At 45.7% G+C, this 15,714-nt stretch carries 16 protein-coding genes; 10 read left to right on the plus strand and 6 right to left on the minus strand.

The features are described from left to right. The first annotated feature begins 13 nt into the window (after positions 1–13). Genes RDV48_29695 through RDV48_29740 form a run of 10 tightly spaced genes read left to right on the plus strand, consistent with a single transcriptional unit; the run spans position 14 to position 9,832 of the window. Entirely contained in the window at positions 14–1,306 is a 1,293-nt protein-coding gene (locus RDV48_29695; protein ID MDQ7827007.1) for a restriction endonuclease subunit S, read from the plus strand. A gap of 27 nt (positions 1,307–1,333) precedes the next feature. Continuing rightward, a complete protein-coding gene (locus RDV48_29700) occupies positions 1,334–1,702 on the plus strand; it encodes a nucleotidyltransferase domain-containing protein (protein ID MDQ7827008.1) in 369 nt (122 codons plus the stop codon). Then, positions 1,683–2,093, plus strand: coding sequence for a HEPN domain-containing protein (locus RDV48_29705; protein ID MDQ7827009.1), 411 nt, complete (start codon positions 1,683–1,685; stop codon positions 2,091–2,093). The genes RDV48_29700 and RDV48_29705 overlap by 20 nt, the downstream gene beginning before the upstream one ends. Beyond that, on the plus strand, positions 2,086–2,307 hold the full coding sequence (locus tag RDV48_29710) for a hypothetical protein (protein ID MDQ7827010.1): 222 nt from the start codon (positions 2,086–2,088) through the stop codon (positions 2,305–2,307). Before RDV48_29705 ends, RDV48_29710 begins: the two co-directional genes overlap by 8 nt. Before the next feature lie 52 nt (positions 2,308–2,359). Continuing rightward, complete coding sequence (locus RDV48_29715; protein ID MDQ7827011.1) at positions 2,360–3,610, plus strand: ATP-binding protein; 1,251 nt, start codon at positions 2,360–2,362, stop codon at positions 3,608–3,610. After that, on the plus strand, positions 3,607–4,119 hold the full coding sequence (locus RDV48_29720) for a hypothetical protein (GenBank protein ID MDQ7827012.1): 513 nt from the start codon (positions 3,607–3,609) through the stop codon (positions 4,117–4,119). Before RDV48_29715 ends, RDV48_29720 begins: the two co-directional genes overlap by 4 nt. After that, positions 4,116–7,259, plus strand: coding sequence for a type I restriction endonuclease subunit R (locus RDV48_29725; protein MDQ7827013.1), 3,144 nt, complete (start codon positions 4,116–4,118; stop codon positions 7,257–7,259). Before RDV48_29720 ends, RDV48_29725 begins: the two co-directional genes overlap by 4 nt. Before the next feature lie 22 nt (positions 7,260–7,281). Further along, positions 7,282–8,469, plus strand: a complete 1,188-nt coding sequence (locus RDV48_29730; GenBank protein ID MDQ7827014.1) for an XRE family transcriptional regulator — start codon at positions 7,282–7,284, stop codon at positions 8,467–8,469. Beyond that, on the plus strand, positions 8,469–8,948 hold the full coding sequence (locus RDV48_29735; GenBank protein ID MDQ7827015.1) for a DUF4411 family protein: 480 nt from the start codon (positions 8,469–8,471) through the stop codon (positions 8,946–8,948). Before RDV48_29730 ends, RDV48_29735 begins: the two co-directional genes overlap by 1 nt. Next, the gene (locus RDV48_29740) at positions 8,933–9,832 is read left to right on the plus strand and encodes a nucleotidyl transferase AbiEii/AbiGii toxin family protein (GenBank protein ID MDQ7827016.1); all 900 of its coding nucleotides are present in this window, start codon (positions 8,933–8,935) and stop codon (positions 9,830–9,832) included. The genes RDV48_29735 and RDV48_29740 overlap by 16 nt, the downstream gene beginning before the upstream one ends. Here RDV48_29740 and RDV48_29745 read toward each other — a convergent pair. The 6 genes from RDV48_29745 to RDV48_29770 all read right to left on the minus strand — a co-directional run bounded on the left by RDV48_29745 (position 9,794) and on the right by RDV48_29770 (position 15,243). Further along, a complete protein-coding gene (locus tag RDV48_29745; GenBank protein MDQ7827017.1) occupies positions 9,794–10,672 on the minus strand; it encodes a hypothetical protein in 879 nt (292 codons plus the stop codon). The genes RDV48_29740 and RDV48_29745 overlap by 39 nt on opposite strands. 224 nt (positions 10,673–10,896) lie before the next feature. Further along, entirely contained in the window at positions 10,897–11,826 is a 930-nt protein-coding gene (locus RDV48_29750) for a competence protein CoiA family protein (GenBank protein MDQ7827018.1), read from the minus strand. Positions 11,827–11,849: 23 nt separating this feature from the next. Beyond that, positions 11,850–12,077 carry a DUF2188 domain-containing protein gene (locus tag RDV48_29755; protein MDQ7827019.1) on the minus strand — a complete coding sequence of 76 codons (228 nt, stop codon included), beginning with the start codon at positions 12,075–12,077 and terminating at the stop codon, positions 11,850–11,852. Between the two features lie 14 nt (positions 12,078–12,091). Further along, entirely contained in the window at positions 12,092–13,168 is a 1,077-nt protein-coding gene (locus RDV48_29760; protein ID MDQ7827020.1) for a HEPN domain-containing protein, read from the minus strand. A gap of 127 nt (positions 13,169–13,295) precedes the next feature. Next, a complete protein-coding gene (locus RDV48_29765; protein ID MDQ7827021.1) occupies positions 13,296–14,150 on the minus strand; it encodes a toll/interleukin-1 receptor domain-containing protein in 855 nt (284 codons plus the stop codon). A gap of 235 nt (positions 14,151–14,385) precedes the next feature. Continuing rightward, positions 14,386–15,243 carry a hypothetical protein gene (locus RDV48_29770; GenBank protein MDQ7827022.1) on the minus strand — a complete coding sequence of 286 codons (858 nt, stop codon included), beginning with the start codon at positions 15,241–15,243 and terminating at the stop codon, positions 14,386–14,388. Positions 15,244–15,714: the final 471 nt, after the last annotated feature.

A 15,714-nucleotide genomic window follows, 5' to 3' on the forward strand; every position in this document is an offset into this window, starting at 1 on the left:
AAGGAGATGTGGAATGAGAGATGAATGGAAAAAGTATAAATTGAGGGATGTTGCTAATATTATTGATAGTTTACACAAAACACCTGATTACTCTGAATTCGGATTTCCTATGGTAAGAGTGACTGATATTAAGGAAGGCTTTCTTTCTTTGGAAAATGCCCTCTATGTCTCAAAGGAAGTTTATGAAGAATTCTCAAAAAAACACATATCTGAAAAAGGTGATATAGTCTTTTCCCGCGTCGGATCATATGGAATAGCAAGCTATGTGAATACAGATAATAGATTTTGTCTAGGGCAAAATACCGTTTTTATTTTACCTAACATCAATAGACGTTTTTTTTACTATTCACTTATAGCTCCTTCGACGAAAAAACAAATCGAGCGACTGGTTGTTGGATCAACCCAAAAGACAATTAGCCTAAAAAGCATTGGAGAAATTGAGTTCTACATACCCAATGATAATACACAGACTCGCATTGCCTCTATATTCTCCTCATTTGACGATAAGATCGAGCTTAACCGCAAGATGAACGAAACACTGGAGGCAATAGCCCGCGCCCTTTTTAAGTCATGGTTTGTTGATTTTAATCCTGTGCGGGCGAAGATGGAAGGACGACAACCCGCAGGTATGGATGAGGAGACGACTGCTCTCTTCCCGGATTCTTTCGAGGAATCGGAGCTAGGGGAGATTCCGAAAGGGTGGAGAGTGGGTAAACTGAGTGAGATCGGCGAACATATCCGACGTAATGTGCAACCCAATAAGATAGAGCCAGAAATACCATATATTGCGCTTGAACATATGCCAAGATTCTGTATTGCTCTGTCTGATTGGGGAAACTCAAATGATTTGGAGAGTAACAAGTTTCAATTCAAGAAGGGTGAGATTCTCTTTGGGAAACTCAGGCCATATTTTCATAAGGTTGGCGTTGCGCCGGTGGATGGAATATGTTCCACAGACATAGTAGTGATGGCACCGAAATCAGAAAAATGGTTCGGTATATTACTCGGTCATGTTTCAAGCAATGAATTTGTAGAATACACAAATGCTGGTTCTACAGGTACTAAAATGCCGCGAACCAACTGGAATGATATGGCAAAATTTGAAATTGTGTTACCGCCAGAGAAACTTGCCGGAGTGTTTACCGAAAATATGAAACCGGCAATTAAACATATCATCCAATCGATTCACGAATCCCGTAACCTCGCCCAGATTCGCGACACGCTCCTGCCGAAGCTCCTGTCGGGGGAGATCCAGGTCAGGGAAGCGGAGAAGGCAGTGGAGAAGGCAGTGGAGAAGGTGCTTTAAGAATAGACAAAAGGGGGAGGTCTTTCTATGGAACTGTCTGACAGCGCACACCTGCAGGGGATACGCGGGCTTTTGTCCGAGATTGTTGAGAACTATCAGGCAATTATCGGAGACAGGCTCTATGAGTTAATTTTGTTCGGCTCCTATGCGAAGGGCTGCCAGGAAAAATACTCTGATCTCGATATTCTGGCGCTGGTAAACGACACAGAAGAGCAAATCAGAAAATATGACAAGAAACTTGAGGACATCAATCACGACCTTACTCTGCGCCATGAGATTCTGATCTCATGCATAATCACAAGATCCTCGCTGTTCAATGAATATAAAGATGCTCTTCCTTTTTACATGAATGTTGAGAAAGAAGGGATTCTGATCTATGAGCGATCCGCTGCTTAACCTGGCATTGCATCGATTGGAGAAGGCAAGAGAAGATATTGACTCTTCTGACGCGCTGCTGAAAATCAGTAAATTTGCGCAATCCATCAATCGCTCCTATTATGCGATGTTTCACGCGACAAGGGCAATTCTTGCCCTCGACAGATTTGACGCTAAAAAGCATTCTGCAGTTATTTCATTTTTAATTTTCAACTATGTAAAGGCCGGAAAAATAAGTGAAGGATTCAGTAAAATGCTTACCACCGCAGAGAAGATAAGAATCAACAGTGACTATGATGATTTCTATATCGCTGATAAAGAAACGGCGGAAGAACAGTTGAGCAACGCCAGAAGCTTTATTGAAATGGCAGAGGCGATTATTGATGAAAAAAGGAAACGCCTGAATGGATAAGACAGAGAAACGTGGATATAAGCAACTGTCCGGAAATAATGAATCCTCATCACAAGATCTGGAGGCTGCTGAACGGGCAGAGGATCAAGAGGACCTCAGGATGCTTGAAGAGATGAGGAAGAAAAAGCTTCATTTCAAGAAGCTGGATACCTTTCTGGGGGGATTAAAAACAATGCCTGAGGTATATCACCGGCATAGCGGAAAAGAGACCTGAAATAGCTTGTGATTACCGCACCAAAAATGAATATTGAGGATGGAGCTTTATCATGATCAAGCAAATTGAATTTGAAAACTGGAAAAGTTTCTCTCAATCCACCTTATACGTAGATCCGCTCACTGTTTTGATCGGCACAAACTCAAGCGGTAAATCCAATGCTCTCGACGGCTTCCAATTTCTTCTTCGCATCACGCAGGGAAAAGAAATCAAAGCATCGCTTGCAGGTGAGACACTTCTTACTCCTATCAGGGGTGGTGTTGAATGGGCCTCACTCAGACCTCATAATCGTTTTACCGTAAAGGCAATGATTGGTGGAGACACAGAACAGACAGATTATTCCTATACAATTACTGTTGAAACGCATCCTGAAGTCCAACTTGCAGCCGAGTCTCTTACAAGAATAAAGTACAGACCAAGGACTAAGACAACCCCCTATGAGCTTACTCTCTTCAAGACGGATCCCGTGCGGCATGAGGGCCCCGCAATTATCGCCAGGCTCTATAATGAAAAGAGAGGAGCTCCACGGGAAGTCAGCAGGCAGAGAGCGGTAATCAATCAGATTGGCGCCTATCCATTGAGAAAAGAGATCACTGAAGGAATAAAAGCGGTATCTCAGGCGTTACAGAATATTTTCATACTTGATCCGATTCCTTTCAATATGAGGAATTATTCTCCTTTATCGGAAACATTGCAAAGCGATGCATCGAATATCGCGGGAGTGCTTGCAGCTCTGACGGATAGTGAAAAAAATAGAATAGAAGCGACACTCACTGACTATGCCAGGCATTTGCCAGAGAGAGACATCAGGAGAGTATGGTCGGAAAAGGTGGGGAGATTTGAAAGCGATGCCATGCTGTACTGCGAAGAAGAATGGGTTTCCAATAAAGAAACGGTTACAATTGATGCAAGGGGAATGTCTGATGGCACGCTTCGGTTCCTTGCAATAGTCACTGCATTACTCACAAGGCCAAAAGGAAGCCAGCTTATAATTGAAGAGATCGATAATGGCCTCCATCCCTCAAGGTCTGATATTCTTCTCAAGATGCTCAGAGAAATCGGAGCAGAGAGATCGATAGATGTACTTGTCACCACACATAATCCTGCATTGCTTGACGCTCTCAGCCCTGCGATGATGCCATATGTGCTCATCGCTCATAGGGATCCAAAAAGTGGATTCAGTATGCTTACCCCACTTGAAGATATCAGTGATCTTCCCAAGCTCTTTGCACGAGGCTCTCTAGGAAAACTGATAGCTGATGGCTCCCTGGAGAAAAGCCTTACAAGGGAGGCTGCACGATGAGAAAAGTGATTGTCCTTGACACTTCTGTGATGTGTGCCTTTCTTGAGGTTCCGGGCAAGGAGACATGTATGAACGGAGATCTGAGATGGGACAGAGATCGTGTTGAAGAATATCTAAAAAGTGAGGAGCAAGAGGGCACCACTCTGGTTCTTCCTATTGCAACAATTATCGAGACCGGTAATCATATAGCACAGGCACCTTCTCAAAGATACGAAAAGGCAAAAAGCCTTGTTGAATTACTTGAAAAAGCAGTAGATGAAGAGACTCCCTGGGCTGCATTTACTGAGCAGAAAAACCTTTGGACGGAGAAGAGCCTCAGAAAGCTCATCAATGAGTGGCCTGAGCTGGCTTCAAGTAGATTATCAATGGGTGATGCCACAATAAAAGATGTAGCGGAGTTCTATGCCCAGATGGGATATAGAGTGGAGATTTTCACCGGTGATCAGGGCTTGAAGGGTTATGAGACGCCCATCCCTCCGTCAATACCCAGGAGAAGAAGAAATGCATGACTAAGGCATTTTCGGAGTCCGTCCTTGAAGAGGCCTCACTGGCCTGGTTTTCGGAACTGGGCTACACGGTCCTGCCCGGCCCTGATATCGAGCCGGAAAAGCCGGGGGCTGAGCGAAGGGATTTTCGGCAGGTACTGCTTATGGGGAGGGCACAGGATGCCATTGCGCGGCTCAATCCCACCATCCCTCCTGATGCGAGGGAAGAGGCGCTCCGGAAGCTCACCCGCGCCGAAGCGCCCTCACTCATAGGGAACAACCGCCTCTTTCACCGGATGCTCACCGATGGCATAGGGGTGGAGTGCCGGCGGCCCGACGGCACAGTCGCCGGAGACAGGGTATGCCTCATTGATTTTGAGAATGTGGAGAACAACGACTGGCTCGTGGTGAACCAGTTCACCGTGGTGGAGGGGCAGTTCACCAGAAGGCCCGACGTGGTGATATTCGTGAATGGCCTTCCACTTGCCGTGATAGAGCTGAAAAATCCGGCAGACGAAAACGCCACTGTGTGGAGCGCCTTCAACCAGCTCAAAACCTATCTTAAGCAGATCTCCTCGCTTTTTGTATATAACGAGGTGCTGGTGATATCCGATGGCGTCGATGCCCGGATGGGCTCACTTTCCTCCGACAGGGAGCGCTTCATGCCGTGGCGCACCATCGAGGGCAATGAGGTGGCGCCGTCAGCTCTGCCGCAGCTTGAAGTGCTCCTGAAGGGCGTTTTCGAGCGCCGGCGCTTTCTCACATACCTCAGGCATTTCATCGTCTTTGAGGATGACGAGAGCGGCGCGCCTCTCAAGAAACTCGCGGCATATCACCAGTTCCATGCGGTGAATACGGCCGTTGACGAGACGGTGAGGGCCTCCAGGATAACCACCAGGGCGGAGGAAGTGCGTGATGATCCTGGAGTTTTTTATGCCGGGAAAGCGCCCGGCAGTGCTGAAGGGGATCGCCGCTGCGGTGTCGTGTGGCATACCCAGGGATCAGGGAAAAGCCTCACCATGGCGTTCTATGCAGGGAGAGTCATACTGCACCCCGCGATGGAAAACCCCACGCTTGTTATCCTCACAGACCGCAATGACCTCGATGAACAGCTCTTCTGTACTTTCTCACGCTGCCGGGAGCTTCTGCGCCAGAATCCTGTGCGGGCGCAGAGCAGGGAAGAGCTCCAGGCGCTCCTCTCGGTCGCCTCGGGTGGCGTGGTCTTTACCACGATTCAGAAGTTCTTTCCCGAGGAAAAAGGCGATCAGTACCCGGTGCTCTCCAGGAGGCACAACATTGTCGTAATAGCTGATGAGGCGCACCGGAGCCAATACGACTTCATAGACGGCTTCGCGCGGCACATGCGAGACGCCCTGCCTCATGCATCATTCATCGGCTTCACGGGGACGCCTCTTGAGCTTACCGACAAAAACACCAGGGCGGTATTCGGGGATTACATCAGTATTTATGATATCCAGCGCGCCGTTGAGGACGGCGCCACCGTGCCCATTTTCTACGAGAGCCGCCTTGCAAGGCTGGAGCTGAAAGAGGAGGAAAAGCCCCATATTGACACGGAGTTTGAGGAGGTCACCGAGGGCGAGGAGCTCCAGAAGAAGGAGAAGCTGAAGACCAAGTGGGCAGCACTGGAAGCCCTCGTGGGAACGGAGAAGCGCCTGGGCCTTGTCGCCAGGGACATCGTGCGCCATTTTGAAGACCGTCTCTCGGCGATGGACGGCAAGGCGATGATAGTATGCATGAGCCGCCGAATATGTGTTGAGCTTTACCACGAGCTGGTGAAACAAAGGCCCGAATGGCATAATGATGATGATTTAAAGGGCGCCATCAAGATCGTGATGACAGGCTCAGCGTCGGACCCCCTGGAGTGGCAGGGGCATATTCGGAATAAGGCAAGGAGAGAAGCCCTCGCAAAGCGCTTTAAAAACTCAACGGTTCCTTTCAAGATCGTGATTGTGAGAGATATGTGGCTCACGGGCTTCGATGTACCCTGCCTTCACACCATGTATCTCGACAAGCCTATGAAAGGCCATGGCCTTATGCAGGCTATTGCAAGGGTGAACAGGGTATTCAAGGACAAGCCCGGGGGCCTTGTCGTTGATTATCTCGGGCTTGCCGACGCCCTCAAAAGAGCTCTCTCTGATTATACGGAGAGCGGCGGCAAGGGAAAGACTGCGGTGGACCAGGAAGAAGCTGTGGCTCTTATGCTTGAAAAGTATGAGGTATGCTGCCAGATCTTCCACGGCTTCGACTGGACACCCTGGTACAAAGGGAAGCCCCAGGAAAAGCTCTCGCTTCTTCCCGCCGCCCAGGAGCACGTGCTTGCCCAGGAGGAAGGGAAAAACAGGGTTCTGAAATCGGTGACGGAGCTTTCCCAGGCCTTTTCCCTCGCAGTGCCTCATGAAAAGGCCATTGAGATCCGTGATGACGTGGGATTCTTCCAGGCAGTGCGCTCGGTGCTGGCGAAGTCATCGCCGGGAGCGGGAAAGCCCCCCGATGACCTCGATCATGCTATCCGCCAGATCGTCTCAAAGGCTGTCTCTTCTGAGGAGGTAGTGGACATATTCGCCGCGGCAGGCCTCAAGAAGCCTGATATCTCAATTCTCTCTGATGAGTTTTTGGCCGAGATCAAGGGAATGCCTCATAAAAACCTCGCCGTTGAGCTTCTTCGAAAGCTCCTGAATGACGAGATAAAGGTAAGGGAGAAGAAATACATGGTCCAGGCCCGCTCCTTTGCCGAGCTTCTTGAGCGCTCGTTGAAGGCCTATAAGAACAGGGCCGTGGAAACCGCGCAGGTGATAGAGGAGCTTATCGCCCTTGCCAGGGAGCTCCGGGAGGCCCAGAAACGGGGCCAGAAGCTCGGGCTCTCAGATGATGAGCTGGCTTTCTATGATGCACTTGAGGTGAATGACAGCGCCGTGAAGATACTTGGTGATGAAACGCTTCGGGCTATTGCGCGTGACCTTGTGGAGGCGATGCGCGGCTCGGTGACTATTGACTGGACTGTGCGGGAGAATGTGAGAGCACAGATCAGGGTGAGAGTGAGAAGGATACTGAGGAAGCACGGCTATCCGCCTGACAAGCAGGAGAAAGCGACGCAGACGGTGCTGGAACAGGCGGAGTTGCTGTGCAAGGATTGGGTGGGGTAGTATCTTGAAATGTGAGGTTTAAATGGCAGGTTCGATAAAAGCCATGGTTGAGGCTGAAATGTTAATATGGGCCAGAAAAAATTCCGGCCTTGATATAGATATGGCTGCGAAAAAAGCGCAAGTGAAACCAGAAAAATTAACGGAATGGGAAAATGGCAATGTAAGGCCCACCATAAAGCAATTGCGAAAGCTAGGAAAAGTTTATAAAAGGCCTATTGCCTTTTTTTACCTGCCAGAACCACCTCGGGATTTTCAGGCAATGAAAGATTGCAGGAGGTTTCCTGGAGTTACAGGCTTTTCGGTATCACCCGAGTTAATCTATGAAATTCGAAGGGCTTTCGAAAAAAGGGAGATAGCAATAGAGCTTTATAAAGCAATGGACAGCAAACCGCCGGAGTTAAAAGTAAAAGCGAGCCTCAGTGATGATCCTGAAAAATTGGGTGATCACCTGAGGAAGGTGTTAGATGTTAAATTTGAGGAACAGATTCAGTTTAAAAGCAGTTATGATGCTTTAAATTATTGGAGGAGCAAGGTAGAAGAAAGAGGGGTATTGGTATTCAGCGCCACAGATGTGAAAATCGAAGAAATGAGGGGATTTGCCATTGGAGAACCGCCATTGCCTGCCATTGTAGTAAACATAAAAGACAGCCCATATGGGAGAGTGTTTTCCATCATACATGAATTGGTGCATATAATTTTAAAAGAAAGCTGCCTTTGTGACTCTCATGATGCCGAAGATCTTCCACCGGAAAAAAGAGAAGTGGAAATATTCTGCAATGCAGTGGCTGGCTGTACCTTGGTGCCTCGAAGAAATATACTAAAAGAGGAACTTGTTGAGAAGAAAACAAACGCCTGTGAATGGACAGATGATGAGCTTAAAGGCTTAGCTAAGCGATATGGTGTAAGTAGAGAGACAATGCTTAGGAGGCTTCTTGAATACGGCAGAACAAATGAATCATTTTATAAGGAAAAACGGGCTCAGTTTATAAAAGAGTATACGCAACCCCAAAGAAAAAGGAAAAAGGCCATACCTCAGCCTTACCGTATTGCTATTAGTAAGGCCGGAAGGCCATTGGTTAAACTTGTTTTGAACAATTATTACAAACAGACGATTACTTCAAGTGATGTCTCTGACTTCTTGGAAATAAGACTGAAGCATCTGAAAAAAATCGAAGACGAAGTTATGGGTCCAAATATAGTGATTGATTGATGGAAACAAATCAAGTAATGTATACTATTGATACAAGCTCCATAATACATGGATGGCATGAGGCATATCCAAAGGATGCCTTTCCCGCTTTATGGCAGAAAATAGAGGAATTGATTGATGATGGAAAGCTTATAGCAATTGAAGAAGTAATACTTGAACTTGAAAAGAAGGAAGATGTATTGCATAAATGGGCTATCAAGCAGGAAAAATTATGTGTGCCAATAGATATAGACATTCAAAAAGAGGTTAGAGAAATTTTAAAAAGCCACAAAAGGCTTTTGGATACAAGAAAAAACAGATCTGGTGCGGATCCTTTTGTAATAGCCCTCGCCAAAGTCAGGAAATGTACAGTTATTACCAACGAAAAGAAAACGAGTAGCCAAGAAAAGCCGCATATACCAGATGTTTGTGAAAAACTGGGGATTCGATGTATAAATCTTTTGGAGTTGATATTGGAACAAGGATGGATATTTCGATAAAGAGAGGCTTTGAAAGGATCAAGCGACTCGCCATCATTGCGATGGTTTCCAATGACTATCTCATGGAGCGCCTGGTGCTCAAAGGCGGTAACGCGCTCGATATCATTTATCACATCGCCTCGCGCTCATCGGTGGATCTGGATTTTTCCATCTGTGATGACTTCCCGAAAGATGAGCTGAAGAAGATAGAAGAGGCGGTGATACACACCATCACCACCACCTTCAATGAAGCAAGATATGTGGCTTTTGACGTGACATTCAGGGAGAGACCCAGGAGGCGCCGGAGCGATCAGCCTGATTTCTGGGGAGGATACAAAATAGAGTTCAAGGTTATCGAGAAAGAGCGCTATAAAAATATCAAGCACGATATGGAGACTTTGCGCCGAAACGCCATTACGCTTGACAGCGCGCAGCACAGGAAGATAGAGATAGACATCAGCAAGTTCGAGTACTGTGACGGCAGGAGAGAAGCGGAGCTTGACGGCTATACCGTGTATGTGTATCCTCTGGAAATGATTCTTTTCGAAAAGCTTCGGGCTATCTGCCAGCAGATGCCCGAATACGCAGTGGCGCTGAAGACGACAAGAAAAGCCAGGGCAAGAGATTTTTTCGATATACACACCATCTGCGAGCATTCACCGATCAATGTTGAAGCTGAAGAGCACAAGGCCCTTATAAAAACGGCTTTCGAGATCAAGAGAGTACCATTGGAGCTGCTTGGTAAAATTGGTGATTACCGGGATTTTCACCGGCAGGACTTCCCGGCGGTGCGCCAGACTGCTGCGGGGGATGTGAAGGAATTCGATTATTATTTTGATTTTGTGGCGGCCCTTGGTAAAAGAATTTTACATTCCCTTGGGATAATGAAGGCGCCACCTCTCTGAAAAGGAAGTCTCCTTCATCCCGTGGACAAGATAGAAGTCAAATTTCATGGGGAAGGCCTTTCCGAACATGGTGAGCTGAGTGTCTGAGTAAACACCGGCTTTTTCGAGGTAAAATCCGATAGCCTGATGATAGGGGTATGTGTGGGCAAGCTGCTTCAACACCGCAGAAAGTTTGTTTATGGAGAGGCGATCTTTCGCCAGTCTATAGGCGTTAAGCACCTCGAACACGCCGCCGACATAGACGGGCCTCACTGCGATATCAATAAGGGTTCGCTCAATATTGGTGACCTGGAGGGTTTCGCCATCGGGGCCGCTGAGTTCGATTACGCCGAGATTATTGGTATTCTTCCCGTTGAGCGCGACAATCTCATGATCCTGAAAGATGCCTCTGTAGTGAGAAAGGCGCTGGGCATTCCTGAATGCCATATCGATGCGGCTCTGCTCCAGTTTGCCGACTGAGACGGAACTCAGCTTCTGCTCGTGGTTTGCATAGATCGTTTTGGGAATCTGATCGGTAAGGTGGTGGATAAAGACCGCGGAATAGTGGGAGAGGTAACTTCTGGGATAGAGTGAGAGCGCGATCTCGAAGACAGAGGCATTTTCCATGGCATAGCGCTTATAGGTCTTGCCGGGGAACTCAAGCTCAATCTTTTTGAGGAGGTCCTCAGAGGAGAGGAAGTAAATGAAGTCGGCGACCGTTACTTCCCGGCCTGTTTTCCAATCAAGGATGTGGGTGACGAGTATCTTGTTCAGCTCGGAGCGCAGAAAGACCCGCGCAGGCTGGGCCTTGAAGAATTTGACGATTTCTGATTTTGCTTTTCTGAGCTTTGCAGTTCTCATGGTATGGTGGTTAGGTATACTGTGTAGTATATATACTACACAGCTTTCCAATTAAAAATATTCTCGAAATATTGTTAGCAAAAGCATTTTAGCAAATTTTCTGCGTTTAATTTAAAACTTTAGTATGTATATATACATACTAAAGCAATTTTCGGGTTTTGTCAAGAATCATTTATTGATGCATTTTTATACAAGCTTTCGAAGGAGCGTGCCTAGCAAAACTGTCATTCACAATGATATGGGTTGCTGGGGAGCCAAAAATCTATGCCGTCATCGAGGTGGAAGTCTCCTTGAATAGCACCGCAGAAACGGCACGTGTTAACCCAATATTTAGATCGGGTTGTATGGGAATACTTGAACTTAACGCTTGGAGGAATGGGCTTGGGTGGCAACTTTGTCTGCCAAAGACTATGTCCTTGCCATTTGTACACAAGCGTTCTTTTATCGCAGCGATAGCAATTCTTAATGGACCAATAATAAGGGGGAGATGGCGGGAGCTTTATTTGATAGTGCTCGGTGAATGACTGCACTTCCTTTATTAAGGCATCTCTCTTTTCTTTTATCTCATTCTCCCGCGCCAAGCAATCAGGGCATTTGAAAGGCTTAAGAGAATCTTGACGGCATTCCCAAAGTAAAGGGTTTTCGAGAATCTTAAGGGCGTCAACCTCAAACCATGGATGCTCAAATTCGGAAGCTTTTTGCGCATCGACCTTATGGCTATAATAAATCTCGACAGCCGCTGCCACAGAAGATTCTTCCATAAGAGCGACATCTACAACGCGGCCATTGGGGAGCCCGAACTCCTCTGATGCGCTGACGACTTTTTCCGGCAACTCCTGATCTTTGAAGCCGCTACAGTAACTTTTAGGGCATAATCTTCTAATTTTTGGCCGAGGGCCCTTACCTTCTTTCCAGTTCGATACGGCTTCAACAATCAAGAGCTTGGCGATCTTATGCATGACCGTCTCTTCAGAGCAGTTGGCAATAATCTTGTGGGCAAAATGAGGAGCGCGGACTTTCCCTTGGCGAAAAACGAGATCAGAATGGCAGGAAGGGCAGTAATAATTATTCGACTTTAGCGCATCACATGCTTTGATGAGCTCGCCGACTTTTTCATCGACACCATAGGGGATCTTAAATGTCTTTTTTTCCATTGCAATGACGTTGGAGAAAAGGGCTACCCCGGGCTCTCGTGGGGATCGCTTCCGTAGGTGTATTCTTCCTGGATCTTGCCGTCCTCACCGTGAACAAACACTTGGGCAGGCTGGGACTGCTTTGCCAGGGCTCTGGCGGCGGCCACGGCTTCTTCCTTGGTGCGATGGGTGCTCAGGGGATCGGGAAGGTGCTCTTCCTTCACCGCCCAGGTGGAATTGTGGGGGACGACGTGGTATTTCTTCCTGACCATAAGGCGATCACCTCTTATACAATGCTAGGCTCAATATATGCATTATTCAATTGAGCAAAACGTAACAGGCAATAACGTATAATTCTTTCAAGACCTAAGTATGTTGGGACCTTTGCAAGAATTTTACCGAACTCTTTGTCTTCTACAACGGGCTTCCCTATCATAATTTCATTGTTCATGCCTGAAATATAATGAGAAACCAAATTCCTGAAAGGTATTCCTGTGTGAACATATCTGCTGCGCAGATCATAAGCAGCAGATATTGTATCCCTAAAGGAGGACTCCTTTAATCCTGCGAATGGCTCTTTCGCTTCTGAATGCTGAAAAAAATCTTTTTCTACGAGACCAATAATTGTTTCAACAAATCTTCTTTTTACCTGAAGAAGCTTCTTTGAGATAAATTTAGCAACTCGGTCTCCATTTACTAATTCCTCTTGTATTTTTGACAATACTTTTAGGGTCTGAGTATCAAGCAATGCCTCTGTTCTATAATCGTAATAATTTGACAATATTTCACCGGCCGTTATAAGGTGAAGATATGCGATCTCTGGATCATATTCAATATTCCGTAACGCCTGAAGATAGAATTTGGTAGCCCCTTGGAATGTTCTGAGAAATTTAATGTCAGGTAGGGGAGCAAGAAGAAGCCGTTCTATTCTTGAAAACTGCCCTAATTCGAGAGGAACAGGAAAATCAACCCGGGGAGAGTGTGAATTTTGAGGCAGATGGTGATCGCAAAGATGCTCAAACTGTTTAAGGTTCGGGAAATGAAAAAGCCCTCTGCTTTCGATAATCCCATGAAAATCAAAGCGTTTACCAAATAATACAGCAAGATATGCACAGATCAAATCCCCCATTGGAGAATAATCGGGAACAGGGCCCGACTTTTCAATCAGTGGAGGAGTCTCAAAGATAAAAACAAATGCACTGCGAGATAAAGGACCCTCAAACCATCGAGTTGATGCTGTTCGGTCATAAAAATCAGGCCAAGCATGGGCCAATAACATGCCATTTTTCTCATACTCACCGACAAAACGGCTTGTACTTGAGATAAGCGCCTTTTGTATAGTTGGCTTTGGGCGCAGTGTCATATCAGGATAAACTCCCCGGAGCACATCCGTGTTCTTAGGATAATAGAATTTCTGTCGGGTTTTCGCATTAGAATTTAAGCCTTTTTAAATTAAGAGCATCAAAGATTTTGACCAATGATGCTCTGTATTATAAGGTGAGAACACGATACAACTTCCCGGCGACATTGTCTACACCGTCCTCCCAATTGAGAGCAAGGCGATCTGCCAAGCTAGGACAGTAATCATAGACATCCTTTACCGTAATACCCGACCATATAGGCAAGATAACATCCTGACACTCGACAATTTCCCGAGTAAACGCTGAATTAAACTCCACCTTTGACCATCTTTCGTTTCGGAGAAAATTTGGAGAAAGAATCACGATACACTTTCGGCACTCTCTGATACCTTTTTCTATCGACTCACGAAGCCGAGCTCCTGCAATAAGAGAAAATTCATCATACCAGACTGGGCAAAGAAGGCTAGACAGTTTTAAAGCTAGTGGCCTTGCAATGGCTTCTTTGTCGCGAGAATCATGAGAAATAAAGGCTCGTGGAGTTTCATTCGACGTTCGAATAAACGCATAAGCATTATCACGTATTTTTAATGCCAGACCATGCTGTGCAGCAAGTTCAACAAGTGCCGTTTTTTGTGCTGGCTCGATTAAAGAATCAATATAAAGAAACATGCGCCCGGTGAATAAAAGATCTGATGATGAAATTGCAATGTCCTCATTGAATGTATAACTGGCCTCTATCTGGTTATCTAGATCATTGGCAATATTAAGACAAAGCGAAGAAATCACATATGAAGCTAAACCAATAGAATTTTTAGAACCTGGCAGAAAAAAGAAAACATATTTTGCACCTGCGAAAAAGTCCAACTGGACACGTGATTCTACAACAATGGTTTCACCTTGGGGTGTTGTAATTTCATGAGAACGCCTTGCGCCCATCGTATGAGAAGGCGCGTCTCGCTCGAAGTATTCCCGAATTGTCGCCACTATGACCTTCTTGAGTCTGAATTATGAGGCCAGATATAATTTTATTATCAGATTCAATACTATGACTCAATTTACCTGTTGTTCCTACAAGGAAGTATCAATGAGAGAGGAAGTTGATAGAACAGTCGCTGGATTTCGCTTAACAATCAGAAAGATTGAATAACATGAAACCTTAGTCATTGAAAATATGATTGCACAACTTTTTCTATCTGAACTCGTTTTCCTCAGACACCCTTTAATTAGTGCATCCACGAATTCCTCCAGTGGTCCTTCTGAAAACCTTTAATAGGGGTGCACGTTCCGTGAATTGTGTCACAGAAAGACTCGATCTAAATATATCCAAATAATATAGCATAATTATTAGTGACTGTCCCTCATCCAAACCCCTAAAGAAAGTAAAATCCTTTCTTTTATCGATTTGAGATCCCTTTAAATTAAGAGCTTTCTCAATCATCTCTGGATTATGTTCTTTATGTATTATCATAGAATTTCCACCAAAATCTATAATAATGTCTGGAATAATATCGTTTACACGTATGGGCCTTTCTATTTCTTCAGCGTCTATGGAATACTTTTTCCCCACTCCCTTAACAAAATGTTTTTCATATGTTTTGCTGTCTTTGAAACCTTTGCTTCCTATCACGCACATGGGGACCCATTCTACCTTTACAAAATCATACTCTACACCATCATACTCCTCTGGACAATTCTTATCAAAACCACCATGAAGTCTGTGACATTCCCAAGTTTTTGAAATAATTTCTTCTATTTGTGATGAAATATTAGATTTTACCTCAAATGCAGCTATTACCTGATTCGCGAAATATCCATATCCAGATCCTAAACCGAATAATACACTTGGTATTCTCAACTCCCCTCTTATCCGCATTATTAAATCTACTTGACCAGTATATTTATGTTCCCGATCACAAATCCATCCCGAATCTCTGGGCTCAGGAAAGAAATCAAGAAGTTGGTTAGCAACTTGCTCTCTTATAAGCCCAACAATGGTGTTATTATCCACAATATCGCTTTTTTCAAACATAGTCTTGATCATCACATACAATGCCGTTATTTGCTTCCTCATGTCCATATTGAAAATCACCTACCTCATCATAAGTTTCAACAAAATTTTTTCACCAAACATTTCTATAACCCTTTCCATAAAAGGGGTATCGGAAACATAGCAGTGTAGCTGCCGGGACATAGCTTCCCTTTTTATAAACAGAACTGGAAATTTCCCCTTTGCCTTAATTCTATTATTGGCATAACCTTTTTGCAACGCTCATCAAGCCATTAATTCCGGGTCTTGTTATTCAAGGAAATTAAAGACAAGGTGTGGTCCGGCAGGCCAGGCCGCCTCTTTACAAAGTTGGGTCAAAAATGGGCGTGTCTGGCCTGCCGGACCGCACCTGAGCGCACAGGCCGCGTGAAGCAGAAAAGCAGCCCTTTTACCACCAGGCTCTGTCGAGGGATATGGCGCGAATGTCGTCAAACACACCTGTTTGACGACCCGTAGGGTTTGCGAATGCAAACATTCGCGCAGAGATACCCCCGCACACCA

The sequence above is a fragment of the Candidatus Eremiobacterota bacterium genome (assembly GCA_031082125.1).
GTDB lineage: Bacteria > Vulcanimicrobiota > CADAWZ01 > CADAWZ01 > Ess09-12 > Ess09-12.

Coding starts and splice junctions, on each gene's coding strand:
- RDV48_29695 (MDQ7827007.1), top strand. CDS start 14: ATGAGAGATGAATGGAAAAAGTATAAATTGAGGGATGTTGCTAATATT.
- RDV48_29700 (MDQ7827008.1), top strand. CDS start 1,334: ATGGAACTGTCTGACAGCGCACACCTGCAGGGGATACGCGGGCTTTTG.
- RDV48_29705 (MDQ7827009.1), top strand. CDS start 1,683: ATGAGCGATCCGCTGCTTAACCTGGCATTGCATCGATTGGAGAAGGCA.
- RDV48_29710 (MDQ7827010.1), top strand. CDS start 2,086: ATGGATAAGACAGAGAAACGTGGATATAAGCAACTGTCCGGAAATAAT.
- RDV48_29715 (MDQ7827011.1), top strand. CDS start 2,360: ATGATCAAGCAAATTGAATTTGAAAACTGGAAAAGTTTCTCTCAATCC.
- RDV48_29720 (MDQ7827012.1), top strand. CDS start 3,607: ATGAGAAAAGTGATTGTCCTTGACACTTCTGTGATGTGTGCCTTTCTT.
- RDV48_29725 (MDQ7827013.1), top strand. CDS start 4,116: ATGACTAAGGCATTTTCGGAGTCCGTCCTTGAAGAGGCCTCACTGGCC.
- RDV48_29730 (MDQ7827014.1), top strand. CDS start 7,282: ATGGCAGGTTCGATAAAAGCCATGGTTGAGGCTGAAATGTTAATATGG.
- RDV48_29735 (MDQ7827015.1), top strand. CDS start 8,469: ATGGAAACAAATCAAGTAATGTATACTATTGATACAAGCTCCATAATA.
- RDV48_29740 (MDQ7827016.1), top strand. CDS start 8,933: ATGGATATTTCGATAAAGAGAGGCTTTGAAAGGATCAAGCGACTCGCC.
- RDV48_29745 (MDQ7827017.1), bottom strand. CDS start 10,672: ATGAGAACTGCAAAGCTCAGAAAAGCAAAATCAGAAATCGTCAAATTC.
- RDV48_29750 (MDQ7827018.1), bottom strand. CDS start 11,826: ATGGAAAAAAAGACATTTAAGATCCCCTATGGTGTCGATGAAAAAGTC.
- RDV48_29755 (MDQ7827019.1), bottom strand. CDS start 12,077: ATGGTCAGGAAGAAATACCACGTCGTCCCCCACAATTCCACCTGGGCG.
- RDV48_29760 (MDQ7827020.1), bottom strand. CDS start 13,168: ATGACACTGCGCCCAAAGCCAACTATACAAAAGGCGCTTATCTCAAGT.
- RDV48_29770 (MDQ7827022.1), bottom strand. CDS start 15,243: ATGGACATGAGGAAGCAAATAACGGCATTGTATGTGATGATCAAGACT.